At 70.3% G+C, this 18,523-nt stretch carries 17 protein-coding genes; 9 read left to right on the top strand and 8 right to left on the bottom strand.

Features of this window, described 5'->3' with window-relative positions:
• Positions 1–10: 10 nt before the first annotated feature.
• Positions 11–652, bottom strand: coding sequence for a nitroreductase family protein (locus ACYQ8Q_RS05950; RefSeq protein ID WP_460062579.1), 642 nt, complete (start codon positions 650–652; stop codon positions 11–13).
• 198 nt (positions 653–850) lie between these two features.
• Between ACYQ8Q_RS05950 and ACYQ8Q_RS05945 the strand changes: the two genes are divergently transcribed.
• The 6 genes from ACYQ8Q_RS05945 (at position 851) to ACYQ8Q_RS05920 (ending at position 8,216) form a co-directional block, all read left to right on the top strand.
• Positions 851–2,815: a flavin-containing monooxygenase gene (locus ACYQ8Q_RS05945; protein ID WP_460062578.1), complete on the top strand. Its 1,965-nt coding sequence runs from the start codon at positions 851–853 to the stop codon at positions 2,813–2,815.
• Between the two features lie 177 nt (positions 2,816–2,992).
• A complete protein-coding gene (locus ACYQ8Q_RS05940) occupies positions 2,993–4,216 on the top strand; it encodes a sugar ABC transporter substrate-binding protein (protein WP_460062577.1) in 1,224 nt (407 codons plus the stop codon).
• Between the two features lies 1 nt (position 4,217).
• Positions 4,218–5,735, top strand: coding sequence for a sugar ABC transporter ATP-binding protein (locus ACYQ8Q_RS05935; protein WP_460062576.1), 1,518 nt, complete (start codon positions 4,218–4,220; stop codon positions 5,733–5,735).
• A complete protein-coding gene (locus ACYQ8Q_RS05930; RefSeq protein WP_460062575.1) occupies positions 5,732–6,832 on the top strand; it encodes an ABC transporter permease in 1,101 nt (366 codons plus the stop codon). The genes ACYQ8Q_RS05935 and ACYQ8Q_RS05930 overlap by 4 nt, the downstream gene beginning before the upstream one ends.
• Positions 6,829–7,848 (top strand): NADPH:quinone oxidoreductase family protein, encoded by a 1,020-nt coding sequence (locus ACYQ8Q_RS05925; RefSeq protein WP_460062574.1) that lies wholly within the window; start codon positions 6,829–6,831, stop codon positions 7,846–7,848. Before ACYQ8Q_RS05930 ends, ACYQ8Q_RS05925 begins: the two co-directional genes overlap by 4 nt.
• Positions 7,845–8,216 (top strand): zinc ribbon domain-containing protein, encoded by a 372-nt coding sequence (locus ACYQ8Q_RS05920; RefSeq protein WP_460062573.1) that lies wholly within the window; start codon positions 7,845–7,847, stop codon positions 8,214–8,216. The genes ACYQ8Q_RS05925 and ACYQ8Q_RS05920 overlap by 4 nt, the downstream gene beginning before the upstream one ends.
• Positions 8,217–8,262: 46 nt before the next feature.
• Here the strand turns inward: ACYQ8Q_RS05920 and ACYQ8Q_RS05915 are convergent, their stop codons facing one another.
• The gene (locus ACYQ8Q_RS05915) at positions 8,263–8,688 is read right to left on the bottom strand and encodes a winged helix-turn-helix transcriptional regulator (RefSeq protein WP_460062571.1); all 426 of its coding nucleotides are present in this window, start codon (positions 8,686–8,688) and stop codon (positions 8,263–8,265) included.
• Between the two features lie 83 nt (positions 8,689–8,771).
• Here ACYQ8Q_RS05915 and ACYQ8Q_RS05910 point away from each other — a divergent pair, with 83 nt between their 5' ends.
• On the top strand, positions 8,772–9,428 hold the full coding sequence (locus ACYQ8Q_RS05910; protein WP_460062570.1) for an FMN-dependent NADH-azoreductase: 657 nt from the start codon (positions 8,772–8,774) through the stop codon (positions 9,426–9,428).
• 68 nt (positions 9,429–9,496) lie between these two features.
• On the opposite strand, the gene ACYQ8Q_RS05905 is transcribed toward ACYQ8Q_RS05910, so the two are convergent.
• The 3 genes from ACYQ8Q_RS05905 to ACYQ8Q_RS05895 all read right to left on the bottom strand — a co-directional run bounded on the left by ACYQ8Q_RS05905 (position 9,497) and on the right by ACYQ8Q_RS05895 (position 11,315).
• Positions 9,497–10,129 (bottom strand): TetR/AcrR family transcriptional regulator, encoded by a 633-nt coding sequence (locus ACYQ8Q_RS05905; protein ID WP_460062569.1) that lies wholly within the window; start codon positions 10,127–10,129, stop codon positions 9,497–9,499.
• A gap of 32 nt (positions 10,130–10,161) precedes the next feature.
• Positions 10,162–10,377 carry a SpoIIE family protein phosphatase gene (locus ACYQ8Q_RS05900; protein ID WP_460062567.1) on the bottom strand — a complete coding sequence of 72 codons (216 nt, stop codon included), beginning with the start codon at positions 10,375–10,377 and terminating at the stop codon, positions 10,162–10,164.
• 176 nt (positions 10,378–10,553) lie between these two features.
• On the bottom strand, positions 10,554–11,315 hold the full coding sequence (locus ACYQ8Q_RS05895) for a nuclear transport factor 2 family protein (RefSeq protein ID WP_460062566.1): 762 nt from the start codon (positions 11,313–11,315) through the stop codon (positions 10,554–10,556).
• A 442-nt stretch (positions 11,316–11,757) separates the two neighbouring features.
• Here ACYQ8Q_RS05895 and ACYQ8Q_RS05890 point away from each other — a divergent pair, with 442 nt between their 5' ends.
• Positions 11,758–12,171 (top strand): peptidase inhibitor family I36 protein, encoded by a 414-nt coding sequence (locus ACYQ8Q_RS05890; RefSeq protein WP_460062565.1) that lies wholly within the window; start codon positions 11,758–11,760, stop codon positions 12,169–12,171.
• A gap of 172 nt (positions 12,172–12,343) precedes the next feature.
• Here ACYQ8Q_RS05890 and ACYQ8Q_RS05885 read toward each other — a convergent pair whose 3' ends face one another.
• From ACYQ8Q_RS05885 to ACYQ8Q_RS05875, 3 genes are all read right to left on the bottom strand, one after another.
• On the bottom strand, positions 12,344–12,556 hold the full coding sequence (locus tag ACYQ8Q_RS05885; RefSeq protein ID WP_460062564.1) for a hypothetical protein: 213 nt from the start codon (positions 12,554–12,556) through the stop codon (positions 12,344–12,346).
• Positions 12,557–12,684: 128 nt separating this feature from the next.
• Entirely contained in the window at positions 12,685–13,893 is a 1,209-nt protein-coding gene (locus ACYQ8Q_RS05880; RefSeq protein WP_460062563.1) for an oxygenase MpaB family protein, read from the bottom strand.
• 274 nt (positions 13,894–14,167) lie between these two features.
• Complete coding sequence (locus ACYQ8Q_RS05875) at positions 14,168–15,673, bottom strand: MFS transporter (protein ID WP_460062561.1); 1,506 nt, start codon at positions 15,671–15,673, stop codon at positions 14,168–14,170.
• A 276-nt stretch (positions 15,674–15,949) separates the two neighbouring features.
• Between ACYQ8Q_RS05875 and ACYQ8Q_RS05870 the strand changes: the two genes are divergently transcribed.
• Positions 15,950–18,226 (top strand): M4 family metallopeptidase, encoded by a 2,277-nt coding sequence (locus ACYQ8Q_RS05870; RefSeq protein WP_460062560.1) that lies wholly within the window; start codon positions 15,950–15,952, stop codon positions 18,224–18,226.
• Positions 18,227–18,523: the final 297 nt, after the last annotated feature.

The following is an 18,523-nucleotide window of genomic DNA, read 5'->3' as shown; positions in this document are numbered from 1 at the left end:
GTCGCAGGGATCAGGACCGGAAGAGCGGCGAGCCGAATCTGTCGAGGTAGACGAACTCCTCGACCGGCGTCCGGGTCAGCTTGCGGGGGAAGGGCCTGGCGGGGTAGCCGACGGCGAGATGGGCGGCCGTGAGGAAGCCGTCCGGGATGTCGAGCAGCTTGGTGACATCCGGCTCGACGGAGCACAGCAGCGTCGTGAGCGCCGACGCGATGCCCTGGTTGCGCAGGGCCAGGCAGAAGTTCTGCACCAACGGGTAGATCGAGGCCCCGCCGACCACGCCGATCCTGTCGAGCCCCGCGTCGGTGGCGTGCAGACTGCCGATCTCGGCGCAGACCACCACGAGCACGGGGTGGTTCGCCAGGTTGCGGGCGAAATGGTCGGCCGCCTCCACGGTCTTCGGTACGGCGGTGACCTGGACGTCGCCGGAGTGGATCCCGTCGTAGTAGGCGCGCCACATCGGCTGGTAGAGCTCCGCGAGCGCCCGCTTGGTGTCCTGGTCACGGATCACGACGAAACGCACGGGCTGGCGGTTGCCGCCCTGCGGCGCGCAGCGCGCCGCCTCGAACGCCGTGTAGAGCGCTTCGTCCGGTACGGGCCGGTCGCTGTAGTAGCGGCAGGTCCCGGTGCTGACCATCGCCTCGATCAGGTCCATGATCTCACCCTTCGGTCCAGCCAAGCCGGAACTGACCGGCGTTAGTCTGTCGAGGGGCATCCTGCGTACGTCTTCCGTCCCATGTCAACCGTCTTGCCGTCGAACATCGCGGCTTTTCACCGGTTTTTTCGCCGGAAGGGCGCTCATCGGTGAACGCCTCTGGTGAACCGAGACTATCCGTCGTTAGTATCGGCCGGCATGACCCATACCCTGCCCCCCGAGTCGCGTGTCCTCGACCCGGCACAGCTCGACTCCGCGCTGCGGTTCGCGAACATCCCGGTGCTCCTGGCGGTGACCTTCCAGCTCACGGGAGACCGCGTCTGGCTGTCCTCGCGCTACCGGCCCACGCGCAGTGCCGGAATGGACGAGAACGCCACCGGCGGCCTCCCGGAGGAGGTCCAGGAAGAGGTGCGGCGCGGTGCCGCCGCCGCCGTCACCGCCTGGAGCCGAGGAGCTCCCGTCGCGGTGCCGAGCCCTTCGGGCGCCCTGCTGACGGAGCTGCTCACCTTCGTCAACGGCGAGGACGTACCGCGCGAGTTCGAACCGATGATGGCCGAGTTCCTCGGCCACCGCCCGACCGTGTCACCGGTGACGTCGCCGCCCCGCCCGCGGGCCCGGCGGACGAAGGTCCTGGTCGTCGGAGCCGGAGTGGCCGGGCTGCTGTCGAGCCTGCGGCTGCGGGAGGCCGGTATCGAGCACACGGTCGTCGAGAAGAACCTGCAGGTCGGCGGCGGCTGGTGGGAGAACACCTATCCCGGGTGCGGCGTGGACACGCCCAGCTTCCTCTACTCGTACTCGTTCCGGCCGCACCGCTGGAGCACGTACTTCGGCAAGCGCGACGAGGTCCAGGCCTATCTGGAGGCGTTCGCGGACGAGCACGACCTGCGGCGCGGCATCGTCTTCGGCACCGAGGTCACCGGGCTCGAGCACGACGGGACCGACGGCGGCTGGACGGCGACCCTGCGCGCGGCCGACGGCACGGTCACCACCCTGCGGGCGGACGCGGTGATCTCGGCCGTCGGGGTGCTGAACCGTCCGAAGGTGCCCGACCTGCCCGGCATGGCCGACTTCGGCGGCGAGCTCTTCCACTCCGCGCGCTGGCCGGACGACATCGACCTCGCCGGACGCCGGGTCGCCGTGGTCGGTGCCGGTGCCAGTGCGATGCAGATCGTGCCGGCCGTGGCCGGAAGGCCGCGCTCGCTGACCGTCTTCCAGCGCTCGCCCCAGTGGATCGCGCCCAACGCCGACTACTTCCGCCCCGTGGAACCGGGCGTCCACTGGCTCATGGAGAACGTCCCCCGCTACGCGCGCTGGTACCGGGCGAAGCTCGGGTGGATCTTCAACGACCGCGTGCACCCCACGCTCCGGATCGACCCGGACTGGGACACCGGCGGCCGGTCCGTCAACGCCGTCAACGACGGTCACCGCCGCTTCTACACGCGCTACATGGAGGAACAGCTGCGCGGCCGGCCGGATCTGCTGGAGAAGTGCGTCCCGGACTACCCGCCGTTCGGTAAACGCATGCTGCTGGACAACGGATGGTACGCGGCCCTGCGCCGGGACGATGTCCACCTCGTCACCGAGGGCGTCGGCGCCTTCACGCCGACAGGGCTGGTCGACACCGCGGGGCGGCATCACGAGGCGGACGTGGTGGTGCTCGCCACGGGGTTCGAGAGCACCCGCTATCTCCACCCGATGTCCGTGCGAGGCCGGTCCGGGCGGCTGCTCACCGATGTGTGGGGCGACCATGACGCGCGCGCCTATCTGGGGATGACCGTGCCGGACTTCCCCAATCTGTTCGTGCTGTCGGGCCCCAACACCGGGCTCGGGCACGGCGGCAGCTTCTTCACCATCGTCGAGTGGCAGGTGCGCTACGTCGTCGAGGCCCTGGAACTGCTGCAGGCGAAGGGGGCGAGGACCGTGGAGTGCCGGCCCGGGGTGTACGAGACGTACAACGCGGCCGTCGACGCGGCCCACGCCCAGCTCGTGTGGGTGCATCCCAAGATGACGAACTGGTACCGCAACGCCGCGGGCCGTGTCGTGGCCGCCTCGCCGTGGCGCATCGTCGACTACTTCGCGATGACCCGACGCGTGAACCCGGACGACTTCGAGTGGCGCGGCATCGGGCTGTCGTCGCAGGACGAACCATCGTTCGAGGGATGACCGAAAACAGCGGGGTCAGGTTTTCCCTGCATGGTCCTTGACAGGTGATTTGACCCACACCTAGCCTCCACAACGCAGGCTAACCGCTGTTCGTAAATGGCTGAGATCGGTCGGAAATCCATCCGGAGATATCGCTCACCGCGGTTCGTCTTTTGTGGATCTCAAGGAGGAGATCGCATGAACGCACCATCCCTGCCCCGACGGCACACCGCCCGACGTACCGGCCGCCTGGTTCTCGGCGGCGTCGTTTCCGCGGCGGCCGTCCTGCTCACCGCCTGCTCCTCGGGATCGAGCACGAGCACGTCCACCGACCTCGACAAGTCCGCGACCAGCAGCCTGGCGAAGAAGGCGGCGGACCTCGTCACGAGCACCATGGGCAAGTTCTCCTACAGCGCCGGCGATTTCCCGACCGCGCCCGACCAGATCACCCCCTACACCACCTGGAACGGGCCGAAGACCGCGCCGAAGCCGGCCGCCAAGGCCGACATCCAGGTCATCGTCTGCACCAAGGGAGCCGCCGCCTGCGTCGCCTCCGCCAACGGCGTCGTCGCGGCGGCCAAGGCCCTCGGCTGGACCGCCGACATCATCGACGGCGGCGGCACACCCCAGGGATACTCCCAGGCGTTCGACACCGCCATGAGCCGCAAGCCCGACGCGATCATCGGCATAGCGGTCCCGACCCTCGCGGTCGGCGACAAGCTCGCCGAGGCCAGATCCAAGGGGATCGTCACGGTCGTCAACGGCGACACCCAGCCCAAGTCCGGCGAGCTGTACGACGCGTACGTGTCGTTCCGGATGCCGCTGATGGAGTCGCTGCTGGCGTACGCGGAGATCGCACGCACCGACGGCAAGGCCAACTCGATCGTGCTCACCGATCCGTCCGCGCCCTCGCTCATCGAGGCGATGGGCCAGTACAAGAAGGTCATGGCGACCTGCTCGGGATGCCGGACCACCGACGTGAGCTGGAAGATCACCGATGCGGCGGACCCCACCAAGGTCAACGCGATCATCGCGGGGGCCCTGGCCAAGAACCCGACCGCGACGACCCTGACGGTCCCCTACTCCGTCGGGCTGCCGGCGGTCGTGCAGGCGGTCGCCTCGGCGGGCAAGTCGGACCAGGTCAAGATCCTCGTCAAGGACGCCGACTCCGCCGGGCTCGACGCGCTCAAGAGCGGTCAGATCCTCTACAACGCCGGAGCCTCCCCGGCCTGGGCGGGCTGGGCGGCCGTCGACCAGGTCGTGCGCGGGCTGGCCAAGCAGCCGTATCTCGCCGGGGACAAGACCGGTCTCGGTGTGGTGACCTTCGACAAGGCGACCGTTCCGGCCGACACCGACATCGACAAGTGGAGCGGCATCGTCGACTTCGCCGCCGAGTACAGGAAGATCTGGGGGGTCTCCTGAGATGGGAGACGCCGCCGCCCCCGCGCTGCAGGTGACCGGAGTGACCAAGGTCTACGGCGGCGAGGTCGCCCTGGCCGACGCGGACCTCCGGGTCGGCCGCGGGGAGGTCCACGGACTGCTCGGGGCCAACGGCGCGGGCAAGTCGACCCTGGTCAAGATCGTCTCAGGCGCCGTACCCCAGGACGCCGGCACCGTCACGATCGGCGGGGTGACACTGCCGCCCCACCACCGGCCGGCCGCCGCCGCGGCACTCGGACTGGCGATCATCCACCAGGACCGCGCCCTGTGCCCGGGCCTCACCATCGCCGAGAACATCGCGCTCGTCGTGGGCTTCCCACGGCGGCGCCGCCTCATCGACCAGGCCGCGCTGCGCGAGCTCGCGCAGTCCTCCCTCGACCGCGTCGGTCTGCGCACCGACGTCGGCACCCTCGTCTCCGATCTGCCGATCGCCGAGCAGACCCTCGTGGCGATCGCCCGGGCGCTCGCCCAGCGCGCGAGCGTGCTGATCCTCGACGAGCCGACGGCGAACCTCGGCGCGGTCGACGCGCGGCTCCTCTACGACCGGATCCGCGGCCTCGCCGCCCAGGGCGTCGCCTGCGTCCTGATCAGCCACGCCCTCGACGAGTGCCTGGCGATCTGTGACCACGTCACGGTCCTGCGTGACGGCGCCGTCGTCGCCAGCCGCCCGGCGGCCGGCCTGACCGGCCGAGAACTGGCCGCGCTGGTCGTCGGACAGGACGTCACCACCGACCGGCACGACCGGCCCGAACTCCCGGCCTCCACCACCCCACGCCTGCGCGTCCGCGGCATCCGCCACGAACGGCTCGTCCCCCTGACGTTCGACGTCGCACCCGGCGAGGTCGTCGGAGTGACAGGTCTGCCCGACTCCGGGCATCTGCTGGTGGGCGAGATCGTCGCGGGCGCCGCCGGCGCCGACGGGGGCGAACTGCTCCTCGACGGATCGCCCTACCGCCCGGCGGCCCGGCCCCGCTACCGCTCGGACCGGGTGGCCTACGTCCCACCGGACCGGGTGCGCGACGGGCTCGCCGTCGACCTCACCGCACGCGAGAACCTCTACCTCGACGGACGCACACCGGTGTCCAACGAGCGGCTCGGCCGCAAGGCGGAAGCACGGCACGCCGCAGCCCTGCTGACGGAGAGCGGAGTCCGCCCCGCCGACCCGGAGACCACACTGTCGACACTGAGCGGCGGCAACATGCAGAAGGTGCTGCTGGCCAAGTGGCTGGCGACCGAACCCCGGCTGCTCGTCCTGGCCGAGCCGACCGTCGGCGTCGACATCGGCGCCCGCGAGGACCTCTACACCCGCGTCCGCGCGGCCCGCGACACCGGCATGTCGGTGCTTCTGACCAGCTCGGACCTGGAGGAGACGCTGAAGCTCAGCGACCGGGTCCTCGTGATGCGCTACGGCGAGGTCGTCGCCGAGCGCCGGTGCGACGACCTCACCCTCGACGAGCTCACCGCCCTGACGAACGGCTCACGCGAAGGACAGCCACGATGACGACCCAGCATGCCATGTCCTCCTCCACGCCCTCCGCGTCCCCCGCCCCCGCAGACCCTCCCCCGGGCGAGGCGCCGGCTCCGCGGCGCCGCCTGACGGGCCCCGACGGACTGGGCGCGTACTCGCTCGTCGGCGTGCTCGTCGTCATGCTCGTCGGCTTCTCCGTGGCGCGACCCGACTCGTTCGGAACGCTCGACAACTTCCGGGCCGTGCTCAACAACCAGGTCACCGTCGTCTTCCTGGCGATGGCCGTCACCCTGCCGCTGGTCGTCGGCGAGTTCGACCTCTCGGTGGCGTCGACGTTCGGCTTCTCGCAGATGCTGACGGTCGGCCTGGTGCTCCAGCACGGCGTACCGGTCGTGGCGGCGATCGCGGCGGCCCTGGTGATGTCGGCCCTCGTCGGCCTCGCCAACGGAATCGCGATCACCCGGTTCGGCATCAACTCCTTCATCGCCACACTGGCCAGTGGAAGCATCGTCAGCGGTGCCACACTGGCCTATTCCAAGGGTGAGAGCGTCTACGGCGCCGCCCCCACGGCACTCACCGACCTCTCGCGCAGCGAACTCCTCGGACTCAAACTGCCGGTGGTCTACGCGGCGGTGACCGTCTTGGCGCTCGCGGTCGTCATGAACCGGATGCCGCTGGGCCGTCGCCTCTACGCCACGGGCAGCAACCGGCGGGCCGCCGAACTCTCCGGCATCCCGGCAGGCCGGTACATCATGCTGACCTTCGTCGGCGTGTCCCTGCTCGCGGGGGTGGGCGGGGTCCTCCTCGGCGCGAGCATCGGGGCCGCCACCCCCGACACCGGCAACGCCCTGCTCATCCCGGCCTTCGCCGGTGCCTTCCTCGGCGCCACGGCGATCACCCCGGGACGCTTCAACATCGTCGGCACCCTGGTCGCGGTGTACGTCGTCGGGGTCGCCGTGGCCGGCCTCCAGCAGATCGGCGTGGCGCTGTGGGTCGAGCCGGTGTTCAACGGCGCCGTGCTCTTCATCGCCGTGGGGCTGTCCTCGTGGACGGCCAGGAAGCGCAAGCGGCGCGCCGAGCGCGCCCGCATCAAGGAACTCGAACTCCGGCGAGAGGAGACCGCCCGATGAGCGCACCCGCCCGGACCATGCGCGCGGCGCTGGTCACGGCGTACGAAGGCCCCGACGCACTGGTCGTACGGGAGGTCGACGAACCCCCGTACGACGCGGATGCGGTGCGTATCTCGGTACGGGCCGCCGGCGTCACCTTCCCCGACCTCCTCGTCACCCGAGGGCTCTACCAGGTCAAGCCCGAACTGCCCTTCGCCCCCGGCCTGGAGGTGGCGGGCGTCGTGCTCGACGCCCCGGCCGGCTCCGCCTTCCGCCCCGGAGACCGGGTCGCGGCCTTCCTCACCTTCGGCGGCTTCGCCGAGGTCGTCTCCGTCGACCCGGCCCATGTCGTGCCGCTCCCGGACGGGACCGACTTCGTGACCGGCGCCGCGCTCGTCGTCAACCACTGCACGGCGCACTTCGCACTCGGCCGGCGCGGTGGACTGCGGCCGGGACAGACGGTGCTGGTCCACGGCGCCGCCGGCGGGCTCGGGACCGCCGCGGTGCAGGTCGCCCGGGCGGGGGGAGCCCGGGTCATCGCAGTCGCCTCCAGCGACGCCAAGGCCGAACTCGCCCGTCGCTGCGGCGCCGACGAGGTCGTGTCCCCGGACGGCTTCCGCGAGGCCGTCCGGACACTGACCGGGGGGCACGGCGTCGACCTGGTCGTCGACCCGGTCGGCGGAGACAGGTTCACCGACTCGGTCCGGTCCCTCGCACCGGAGGGCAGACTCCTGGTGCTCGGCTTCGCCTCCGGTGACATCGCCACCGTGCGCACCAACCGGCTCCTGCTCGGCAACTCCGGTGTGCTCGGCGTGGCATGGGCGGAGTACGTACGGCTGAACCCCGGCCACCTCGCCGAACAGTGGGCGCAGATGCTGCCGTACATCGTCTCGGGAGAGTTCCGACCGGTCGTCCAGGCGACCTGCTCGCTCACCGACGTGGCGGATACGCTCCGTGCCGTCGAGAAGCGCACCGCGCTCGGCAAGTTCGTCGTCGACCTGGGCGAGGGGCGGCACGGGGAGCCACGACCGGCATGATCTCCGCCGGTGAACGCGCGACGCCCAACCCCTCCGACTGCCGTGGCCTCCTGTTCGAGCGTTGCCTCTGGTGCGGCACGGCGTCCTACCGCCGCTCGTTCTGCCGGACCTGCGGTTCCGCGGAATTCACCACGGAACGCAGTACCGGCGTGGGGGTCGTCGTCCGCCTGTACGGTCCGGCTCATCGGAACACGGTGTCCGTGACGATGCAGGAGGGCTTCAACGTGCTCTGCGAGTTCACCGGCGTCTCGCCGCTGATGCTGGCCGTCGGAGCGCGGGTGACGGTCGTACGGGCCGTCGCCACTCCTGAACAGGGCCTTCCCGTCATGGAGTTCGAGCGCACCGAACTGATCCCGGGGACCGCGTGAGTGGATTCCCCGGATGTTCTGAAGGCTCAACCGGGATCAGCTGCGGTCAGCGGTTGCCGGGCAGGGCCGCGTCGTAGCGCCCGCGCGCGTCCTCCACTTCGCGCAGATGCGCGGTTCCCCACTCGTTCAGGTGCATGAACAGGCTCCCCAGGCTGAGCCCCAGTGCACTGATCTCGTACTCCACCCGCGGCGGGACTTCGGCGTGGTAGGTGCGGGTGATGAGGCCGTCACGCTCCAACTGCCGGAGTCGCTGGGTCAGTACCTTCGGAGTGATCACGGCGATGCGGCTTTCGAGTTCGCTGAAACGCTGCCGTCCGAATGTGTGGAGCATCCACAGGATCGGAGCCGTCCAGCGGCTGAACAGCACCTCCACGACGGGAGTGATGGGGCATGCGTTCTCCGGGGGTGCGTCCGTCTTCGGCCGAGTCACCGCCTGCTGTGTGTCCTGTGCCACACACCCCTCCTTCGCCATTACTTTCCTATAGGTACCTACTGTAACCAGGGCGCTAGCGTCGTCGGCGGAAGTGCTTTTACCGCTCGGTACGGAGACCACCCATGGCGACCTTGCTGCACCTCGATTCCTCTGCTTTCTCGGGAGAGGCCTCCGCCTCTCGTGCCGTGACCGACGCGTTCCGCCTGGCCTGGGAGGAACAGCACCCCACAGGCACGGTGATCTACCGCGACCTCGCCGCCGATCCGATCCCGCACATCACCGCCGACGCCTACAAGGCGGGCGGGCTGGATCCGGCCGAGCACACCGAGGCGCAGGCCGCTGCCTTCGCGAAGCGCCTGCAGCTCGTCGAGGAGCTGGAAAGCGCCGACGCGGTACTGATCGGCGCGCCGATGTACAACTTCGGGATCCCCTCGGCCCTCAAGGCGTGGTTGGACAACGTGATTCTCATGGGGCGCACGGCGCGCTCCCAGGACTCGAAGGTGAAGGGCGTCCGCGTTGTCGTGGTGTCCAGCCGTGGCGGCTCCTATGCTCCGGGCACCCCGATGGAACCGCACGAGTACGTGCTGAACTACCTGGAATCAGTGCTCTCGGTGATCCTCGAGATGGATCCCCGATTCATCGTCGTGGATCTGACCGGGGCCGCGCTCATTCCTGACTTCCGGCACCTGATTCCGCTCGCCGAGGAGTCGCGTGCGAGGGCTTTCGAGGATGCCGCCGCAGAAGCCAAGGAACTCGCCGGACGCCTCGGGGCGCTTTGATCCGTTCTCCGTCCCGCACGGCACGTCGGCCCTCCTGTTGATCAGCGGGTCCGTGGAGCGGATGTTCCTCAACTGCCTGCTCGGACGCCCTGGGCTCGCGGGTCCGGCAACCAGGGTGCGAGCGCCGCGTCGACCGTGCGGATGGTCATGTCTTCGTCGAGTCGGGCGCCGAGCATGAAGCGCTGGAAGAGGAGCGGGCCCATGACGCGGGAGATCAGTTCGCGCGCGTCGTCCTGGATGCCGGTCCGTAGTTCGCCGCGGTCGACGGCCGCTTCGAGGAGGGTGACGAGGTGCTCGTCGGCGCGGCCGAACATCTCCTCGCGCATGCGTCGCGCGTCCTTGTCCCGTTCGGAGCGTTCGATGACGGCGGCGATGACCGAGGCGGCGACGGGCTGGTTGAGCCACTCGATCTGCTGCTGGAGTCCGGTGATCAGCTCGTCGCGGAACGGGCCGTCGCCGAGCCTGAGCGGAGGGCGGGCGTCGGCGGCCAGGGTGTCCAGGAGCAGGGACTGCAGGTCGGGCCAGTGACGGTAGACGGTGGCCCGACCGATACCGGCACGGGTGGCCACGGCGGCGTGCGTGACTCCCTCGGGTCCGCCCTCGACAAGGAGTTCCGTGGCGGCAGTCAGGGCCGCCGCGCGGCTGCGGCGGGCTCGGGGGTCGTCCTGGGCCGGGGGCATCGTCGTACCTCTTTCGTCCATGTCCTCCAAAGCAGTGTATGAGACAGGTTGAATCACTGGTCAACTCCGTCGCGGCCTGTCTCATCAGACAGCCGCTTCCCGTCGACGAGCTGCTCGTAGCCGAGCGGAGGTCCGACCGGTGCGTCGACCACCTGCGCGATTCCGTCGGGGGTGAGCAGGACCGGCGGCGGGTGTCCCGCGGGGGCCCGTGTGCATGTGCCGGTCACCGGGGCGTAGACGGCGTACAGGGATGCAGTGCCCCACGACATCTCCGACGACCAGCCCGACCCGTGAGCCGGGCGGCGGGACCACGTCGAACCAGTCGCCTCCCACCTCCGCGTTCACGCACGAACCGGCGCGAGTCGTCGAGACGGAGGGCGACGCGTGCGACCAGGTCCTCGCTGACGGCGAGGACCTCGACACCGAGGGGGGCGGTGCCGTCCGGTCAGAACAGGCCGTTGTCGTGGGGGAGTTGGGCCGGGACCGGCATGACGACGTCCCAGTGTTCGACGATCTTGCCGTCGGCGACGCGGAAGAGGTCGTAGCAGGCGGCGGGCTCGCCGAAGTCGACCTCGGACAGGGTGACGACGAAGTTGCCCTCGGCGACGACCAGATGGAGCTTGCGGTAACGGGCCGTCCTGCCTTCCGCCGTCCACTTCGCGACGGCGGCGGTCAGTCCGTCGAGCCCGTCGGCGATGTCGGGGCTGTGCTGGTGGAAGGTGTCGGTGGAGATGTAGTCGGCGGCGGTGGTGGGGTCGTCGCCGATGAGGACGGCATTGACGAAGGCGGTGACGAGGTCGCGATTGGCCTCGGTCCTGTCGAGGTCGGTGATCTCGGTGGGACCGTCGGTCTGGGTGCGGCCGGAGACCGTGGCGGGCGACCGGGGAGCGAGCGCGTCCCAGTGCTCGGCGGCCTGGCCGTCCGCGTTGAAGCGAAAGACGTCGAAGGCGACGAGCGGTACGGGGCCGACGCCGTGGTAAGTGCCGTGGATGGCCACGAGGTTGCCGTCGGCGAGGACACGGTGGGCTTCGTGGCGGAAGCCGTCCGGGATGCCGGCGATGAGCTGGCGCAGAGGCTCGGGGCCCGGGCCGGCGGTGGGGCTGTGCTGGATGTAGTCGGGAGCTATCCAGCGGTCGACGGCGGAGGGGTCCTTGTCGCCGATGAGCTCGCTCCACGCCCTGAGGGCGGTGGTCTTGACGTCGTTCATGGGGCTCCTCCTGGGTACGGGCAGGGCGGGTGGCCGAGGTGATGGCCCGGTTGTCGGTGGCAGTCCCTCGCGCGGCGCGGAGGGCGACTGCGGCCGTACGACGGCGCCTTCGACGCGGGTCGGGCGGTTAGGGTGCACCGGTCCCGGGGGCGGTGCGCCGGGCGGCGACCGGTTCCCGGTGATGATCTGACGCACGTCAGATTACTCGTAATCTGACGTGCGTCAAGTTGTGCGGTGGTCTGAGTCGGTAGGTGAGCGATGCTTACGGCGCGGGCTTCATCACCTGGGGTGCGGATTCGGCGCAGCAGGCGCGTACCGGTCGGACAAGGTTTCGGCCAGGTCGGGACAAGGTCGGTATTCCACGATCCGTGCACGCACCGCCGAGGGGCCGGCCCGAGACGTGTTCTCCGCCGGAAGGATCACTCACGGGAAAGGACCATGAATGAACGTCACAACACGCACCGTCCGCAGGACTCTGAGCGCGACCGTCGTCGCCGCCACGGTGGCGGCTCTGGGCCTGTTCGCACCGAGTTCGGCCGAAGCCGCCGCGAGTGACTGCCCTTCCGGCAGCCTGTGCGTCTGGGACCAAATCAACTACACGGGAAACCGCTGCAGTTGGAGCAACGCCGACAGTGACTGGACCAGCGGGACCGTGACGTGTTCATGGGCCGACGACCGCAACGTCAAGTCGGTCTACAACCACGGGACTTCTTCCTCGTACGAGGGGGTCGGCCTCTATTCCGGAGCGGGCTACTCGGGGTATCTCGGCTGCATAGGGCAGGGCGTGAAGGGCCCGGGCGTCAGCGGCGGCCCCGGCCTCAAGGTGCTGTCCCACAAGTGGCTCGCCAGCTGCTGAGTCCGGACACCGGAGAGGGTGAGCACGGCACGGGCCGAGCGCCCGGTGGGGCCGGCAAGGGGGAGCGGCCCCACCGTCGCCGATGCGGATCACGACGGCCACGGGGCGCCGAAGGCGACCAGCAGCAGGACGACAGCTCGCGGGGGCCTGCCGTCCGGGGCGGTCGCCGCCGTCAACGGATGACTGTGACCAGTGCCTTCCCGGCGGGGGCCGGATCGGCTGCGGGACGCACGGCGCCGAGGACATCCCGGTTCGCGACGGAGCAGATCCTGAAATCGTCCCGGGCCGGGCTCTCCGCGGTGGGCAGGACGGATGCCCCGAGCAGCGCGACCCCGATGCCGACCGTGAACGTCATGCCGATGGCTGCGCGGGTGGCGTTACGCATCGTCGTACTCCTGCACGGGGGACATCGGTCCGGGTGAGGCGGCGGAGCCGAGAAGGTCGGAGGCCGTGGACGACGAGGCCGGCGGTGACCCGGCACGGGACCGTGGCGCACAGGGCGGCGACACGGGGTCAGGCCGCCGGGACGCCGCAGCGTGTGGCGTTCGCGCCCGGCCCGGGGGCGACGTCGAGCGGCAGCGCGACCACGGCGGCCCGCCCTGAGCCGGCCTCCCGCGGAGACGGACCGTCACCGGGGCCGCAGACGGGGGCCGTTGTCTGCCAGTGACGCGCCTGTCGGTCGAGGGTGCTGACCAAGGGCATCAGGCGCGACACCGAGGGCGCGGAGATGTTCAGGCGGTTCGCGGTGTCGTCTCCGAGGGCCCGTCGGAGCACGCCATGGAGCACGTCCCGCAGGGCCGCCTCGGTCAGGATCGTGCCCGGTGCCGCCGCCGTCGCGCGGGCCTGCGCGTCGACGAGCGCACTGGTCAGCGCCGTCGAGTTCGCGTCGGGGCCGGCTGTCGTGGCGCACAGCAGGTCCCGCAGTCGGCAGGCGTCGGCGTGGTCGCGCACGTCCGTGTGGAGGCTCTGGTCGATGCCCAGCAACCGGGCGACGTACGACCAGTGCTCGTAGAGGTCGTGCTCCTGCTCCGTGCTGATCGCGACGCCGACCGCCGCCAGCGCCCGCAAGGACGTGCAGGTGAAGCCGAGCCAGGTCCGCGCCAGGTCCAGCTGACCGACCGGCAGACCGGACGCGCCTTCGTTCCATTCGGTGAGGGACGCGGCCCGCATACGCGCCTGGCGCAGCCGGAGTCCGACGGTGGCCACGTAACCGGGGGCGCCGCGCAACAGGCCTCCAGGTCGTACGACCTGCCGGGCCCACACCCCCATGCCGGCGAGGCGACGCGTGGCGTCGGGCGTCGACACGCCGGACCGGGCCGCCACGCGGGCGGTGGCCGGGGAGGAGTAGGTCTGAGCGAGCGCGCCGGTGACCGAGCAGAGTCCGAACCACAGAGGAGGCACGGACATGCTGACGACATCGCCCCGGCGAAGCTTCAGCGGGTCTCCCTGGGAGGGGACACGCTCCACCTCTTCGAGCAGGGCGGCGACAGCCTCAGGAGGCCGCTCGGGCAGACTCGCCAGGCCTCGCCTCAGACCGGTCTCCAGAGCTTGGCGTGCTGCCGTGCCGTAGCGGTCCAACTCGGCTGTGACCGCGTCGGCGAGGGGATCTCCCGCCGTGAGCAGGCGTGCGATCTGCTCCCTCCGAGGACCGGGCCGACGGTGTGGTGCCTCCGGGCCGGCCGTCGGCTCAGTGGATGCGGGGGATGTGGGGGATGCGGTCATGTCTCTCTCTCCTGTCCGGGATGGTGCGGTGGCCGTCGGCGCGAGGTGTCGTCGGATGCCGCGAAGTGGGGTGTCGCGATCGGACGGGATCCGTGCGGGCGGACCCCGAGGGGATCGCGGGGGCAGGCCTGGCATGTGCCGCCCGAGAGCCTCTGACGACTGTCAGATTACTCCGAATCTGACGGGTGTCAAGTAAGGGGGTTCGGTCGGTGAAACGGGCCGAGCGGCGGCCCGGTGAGGGCCGCCGCTCGGGAGGTGGACTGCCTGCTCCGTCTCACATGTGGACGACGGGTGCGGCGTCGGGGTTGTGGACGGGGGCGCCGCGCCGGTACAGGAGGACGCTGATGACGAGGCCCGCGGCGAAGAAGGCGGCGGACCACCAGTACGCGGTGGAGTAGCCCTCCAGGCTCGCGTGGGCCAGGACCATCGGGTCCTTGGGGTTCCTGCCGTCGAGGTAGTTGGTGACGGCGCTGGCGAAGAGGGTGTTGAGCAGTGCGGTGCCGAGGGAGCCGCCGACCTGCTGCATGGTGTTGACCGCGGCCGAGGCGACGCCGGCGTCCTCGGTGCGCACGCCGTCGGTGGCGAGGGACATCGCCGGCGCCATGACGAGGCCGAAGCCGAGGCCGGCGACGATCAGCGGGGGCATGATGTCGGCGGCGTAGCCGCTGGTGAGGTCGAGGTTGGTGAGCCAGATCATGGCGGCGGCGGAGATGCCCATGCCCAGCGGGACCACCGGCTTGGGGCCGAAGCGGGGGATGAGGACGGTGGAGGACAGGGTGGAGGTGAGCATCAGCCCGGCGACCATGGGGAGGAAGGCGAGGCCGGTCTTGACGGGGGTGTAGCCGAGGCTCTGCTGCAGGTAGTAGGTCAGGAAGAGGAAGACTCCGAACATGCCCGCCCCGATGATGAGGACGGAGACGAAGGAGGCTCCGCGGTTGCGGTCGAGCAGGACACGCAGGGGGAGCAGGGGGTGCGTGGCCTTGGTCTGCCACACGGTGAAGGCGGCGAGCAGGACGGCACCGGCGACCAGGAAACCCCACGTCTGTACGGAACTCCAGTCGTGGCTCTCGGCGTTGGAGAAGCCGTAGACGAGGCAGAAGAGGCCGCTGCCGACGAGGAGCGCGCCGGGGATGTCGATCTTCGCGCTCTTGTCGCGGGTGGTGCGCTGGAGCAGGAGGGCGCCGCCGACGAAGGCGACCGCGGCGAAGGCGAGGTTGACGTAGAGGGTCCAGCGCCAGTCGAGGTACTCGGTCAGGACGCCGCCGAGGAGGAGACCGACGGCTCCGCCGGCACCGGCGATGGCGCCGTAGACGCCGAAGGCCTTGGCGCGCTCCTTGGCGTCGGTGAAGGTCACGGTGAGCAGGGACAGGGCGGCGGGCGCGAGAAGGGCGCCGAACAGGCCCTGGACGGCTCGGGCGGTGACCAGCATCTCGAAGTTCTGGGCTGCGCCGCCGATCGCGGAGGCGCCGGCGAAGCCGACGAGTCCGACGAGGAAGGTCATCTTGCGGCCGAAGAGGTCGGCGATGCGGCCGCCGAGCAGCAGGAGGCTGCCGAAGGCGAGGGCGTAGGCGGTGACGACCCACTGGCGGTCCCCGTCGGAGAAGCCGAGGTCGGTCTGGGCGGAGGGAAGGGCGATGTTCACGATGGTGGCGTCCAGCACCACCATCAGCTGGGCCACGCCGATCACGGTCAGGATCCACCAGCGATGACGCGACGCACCAGCGGCGGGCGGGGTGCTCTCAGTGGCCCCGCTCGGCGGCTCGGTTGTGATCTGGGACATGTCGGAACTCCAAGCAAGGGAAACGATCGAGGCATGCGCGGTGGAGGAACCGTCCGGTCCGGCATGGAGTGGCGGTGGATGCCGTCTCCTTGACCACGGAGAACCTCCTGACACATGTCAGATTAGCGTGAATCTGACGTGTGTCAAGTAAGCCCCGGATTCCGAGCGCGGCGCGGTCGTTTCCGGCCGAACTTTCGTCGCGCCCATGACAAATATGTGGGTGGGCTGACACTCTGCTCGGCGAGTTCAGGGCCGGCCAGCGCAGAGGAGACCCCGTTGTCCCGACGGCATCGCCCCGTCCCCGGGTACAGGGGTACGGCCGTTCTCGCTCTCACCACCGTCGGTGCCCTGGTGGCGTTGGGCGCCCTCCCGGCAGCAGCCGACACCGCACCGGCCGGTCCCGGTCCCGGTCCCGCCAGGATCCTGGCCACACCCCGGGCAGGCGCCTTCCAGACGCCCCTGTCTCCCGACCGTCGTGCCGCGCTGATCAAGAGCGCGCAGTCCCGGTCAGGTGCGACGGCCGAAGAGCTGGGGCTCGGCGCCCAGGAGAAACTCCTCGCCAAGGACGTCATCACGGACGCCGACGGCACCACGCACACGCGCTACGAGCGCACCTACGGCGGGCTGCCCGTCCTCGGCGGCGACATGGTCGTGCACGACCGGGACGGTCGGACAACCGTGACGAAGGGCAGCGAGGCGACGCTCGAGATCCCGTCCCGCACCGCGAAGCTGACGGCGGCGAAGGCCACGGGCAGGGCCCTCGCCGCTTCGAGGAAGGCCGAGGTGGAGGGCTCCAGGGCCGAGAAGGAGCCCCGGCTGGTCGTCTGGGCCGGCGGCGGCCGGCCCGTGCTGGCATGGGACACGGTCGTCGGGGGCGTTCAGGAGGACGGCACCCCGAGCAGGCTCCAGGTCGTCACCGACGCCACCACGGGCAAGCAGCTCCTGGCCGCCCAGCAGGTGGAGACCGGTACGGGAACCGGCCAGTACAGCGGCACGGTCCCGCTCGGCACGACCCGGTCCGGATCGACGTACCAGCTCGTCGACGGCGACCGCGCCGGGCACCGGACGTACGACCTGAACCAGGGGACCGTCGGCACCGGCACGCTCTTCACCGACGGCGACGACGTGTGGGGCGACGGCACCAGCGCCGACCGTCAGTCGGCCGGTGTCGACGTGGCGTTCGGCGCCGCCGCCACCTGGGACTACTTCAAGGAGGTCCACGGCCGCAACGGCATCCGCAACGACGGGGTCGCCGCCTACAGTCGCGCGCACTACGGCAACGGCTACGTCAACGCCTTCTGGGACGACAGCTGCTTCTGCATGACGTACGGCGACGGCTCGGGCAACACCAAGCCTCTGACCGCCCTCGACGTGGCCGCCCACGAGATGAGCCACGGCGTCACCTCCGCCACCGCCGACCTCGTCTACGGCGGTGAGCCCGGCGGCCTCAACGAGGCGACCTCCGACATCTTCGCCGCCGCGGTCGAGTTCCACGAGAACCTCGCCGCCGACCCCGGTGACTACCTCGTCGGCGAGAAGATCGACATCCGCGGCAACGGCACCCCGCTGCGCTTCATGGACAAGCCTTCCAAGGACGGCTCCTCCCGGGACTTCTGGGACGTCTACCTGGGCAACCTCGACGTCCACTACTCCTCGGGCCCCGCGAACCACTTCTTCTATCTGCTCGCCGAGGGCAGCGGCGCCAAGACGGTCAACGGTGTCGCCTACGACAGTCCGACCTACGACGGCCTGCCCGTCACCGGAATCGGCACGGAGAACGCCGCCGCCGTCTGGTACCGCGCCCTGACCACGTACATGACCTCGGCGACCAACTACGCCGGCGCCCGCACCGCCACCCTGTCGGCCGCCACCGACCTGTTCGGCCTCTACAGCCCCGCCTACCGTGCCGTGGCGAACGCCTGGGCCGCCGTCAACGTCGGCAGCCGGATGGCTCCGGGTGTCAACATCGCACCCGTGGCCGACCAGGTCACCGGCATCGGTCAACCCGTCAGCGTCCAGGTGGGGGCCTACAGCACCAACTCCGACGCCGCCCTCACCTACGAGGCGGCCGGACTGCCCGCCGGGCTGAGCATGAGCCCGACCGGCCTCGTCACGGGTACGCCCACCGAGGCCGGCGCGGGTGATGTCACCGTCACGGTCACCGACAGCACCGGTGCCTCCGCCTCGGACACCTTCACCTGGCAGATCGGCAACACCTACGGCAGCACCGCCCACGTCGACATCCCCGACAACGGCCCCGCCGTGGAATCCCCGATCACCATCACCGGCCGCGACGGCAACGCCTCCGCCACCACCTCGGTGTACGTCAACATCGTCCACACGTACCGCGGTGACCTGAGCGTGGACCTCGTCGGCCCGAACGGCACGGTCTACTCGCTGCGCACCGTCAGCGGCGACAACACCGACGGCATCGACCAGACCTTCACGGTCAACGCCTCGGCCCAGCCGCTCACCGGCACCTGGAAGCTGCGAGTCCAGGACCACGCGTCGATCGACGTGGGCTACATCCAGAACTGGCGCCTGACGCCCTGACGCCGCCGTCGGCGAACCCGCGCGGCAGCATTCCGTCGCCGTCAGGGCCGGGTTCCGTCTCCGCAACGCTGTGCTCGGGTGCCGGGAGCGCGCTCCTCGGACGGAGCGTCGTGGCAGACCCGTGCCGCGCCGCACGGGCTCACCGCGAGGGCGGACCGGCTCGCCGAACTCGTGGTCAGCGGGCTTCTCGCGACGGGGCGCCAACCGCGGGAGTGAACCCGGCCGTCAGCCGCGACCACACCTCGTCGTACCGGACCGGCACAGCGCCCGAGAGGGCGGGGACGTACCCCATCCGGG

This window comes from Streptomyces sp. YKOK-I1 (assembly GCF_054660435.1).
The sequence above is the reverse complement of the archived record's forward strand: the minus strand, read 5'-3'. Positions and strand labels throughout refer to the sequence as shown.

What these genes read in the sequence shown, in the direction of transcription:
- ACYQ8Q_RS05945 (WP_460062578.1), top strand. Translation starts at nt 851, where the DNA reads ATGACCCATACCCTGCCCCCCGAGTCGCGTGTCCTCGACCCGGCACAG.
- ACYQ8Q_RS05930 (WP_460062575.1), top strand. Translation starts at nt 5,732, where the DNA reads ATGACGACCCAGCATGCCATGTCCTCCTCCACGCCCTCCGCGTCCCCC.
- ACYQ8Q_RS05950 (WP_460062579.1), bottom strand. Translation starts at nt 652, where the DNA reads ATGGACCTGATCGAGGCGATGGTCAGCACCGGGACCTGCCGCTACTAC.
- ACYQ8Q_RS05920 (WP_460062573.1), top strand. Translation starts at nt 7,845, where the DNA reads ATGATCTCCGCCGGTGAACGCGCGACGCCCAACCCCTCCGACTGCCGT.
- ACYQ8Q_RS05925 (WP_460062574.1), top strand. Translation starts at nt 6,829, where the DNA reads ATGAGCGCACCCGCCCGGACCATGCGCGCGGCGCTGGTCACGGCGTAC.
- ACYQ8Q_RS05890 (WP_460062565.1), top strand. Translation starts at nt 11,758, where the DNA reads ATGAACGTCACAACACGCACCGTCCGCAGGACTCTGAGCGCGACCGTC.
- ACYQ8Q_RS05900 (WP_460062567.1), bottom strand. Translation starts at nt 10,377, where the DNA reads ATGTCGTGGGGCACTGCATCCCTGTACGCCGTCTACGCCCCGGTGACC.
- ACYQ8Q_RS05910 (WP_460062570.1), top strand. Translation starts at nt 8,772, where the DNA reads ATGGCGACCTTGCTGCACCTCGATTCCTCTGCTTTCTCGGGAGAGGCC.
- ACYQ8Q_RS05880 (WP_460062563.1), bottom strand. Translation starts at nt 13,893, where the DNA reads ATGACCGCATCCCCCACATCCCCCGCATCCACTGAGCCGACGGCCGGC.
- ACYQ8Q_RS05915 (WP_460062571.1), bottom strand. Translation starts at nt 8,688, where the DNA reads ATGGCGAAGGAGGGGTGTGTGGCACAGGACACACAGCAGGCGGTGACT.
- ACYQ8Q_RS05940 (WP_460062577.1), top strand. Translation starts at nt 2,993, where the DNA reads ATGAACGCACCATCCCTGCCCCGACGGCACACCGCCCGACGTACCGGC.
- ACYQ8Q_RS05935 (WP_460062576.1), top strand. Translation starts at nt 4,218, where the DNA reads ATGGGAGACGCCGCCGCCCCCGCGCTGCAGGTGACCGGAGTGACCAAG.
- ACYQ8Q_RS05885 (WP_460062564.1), bottom strand. Translation starts at nt 12,556, where the DNA reads ATGCGTAACGCCACCCGCGCAGCCATCGGCATGACGTTCACGGTCGGC.
- ACYQ8Q_RS05875 (WP_460062561.1), bottom strand. Translation starts at nt 15,673, where the DNA reads ATGTCCCAGATCACAACCGAGCCGCCGAGCGGGGCCACTGAGAGCACC.
- ACYQ8Q_RS05905 (WP_460062569.1), bottom strand. Translation starts at nt 10,129, where the DNA reads ATGGACGAAAGAGGTACGACGATGCCCCCGGCCCAGGACGACCCCCGA.
- ACYQ8Q_RS05895 (WP_460062566.1), bottom strand. Translation starts at nt 11,315, where the DNA reads ATGAACGACGTCAAGACCACCGCCCTCAGGGCGTGGAGCGAGCTCATC.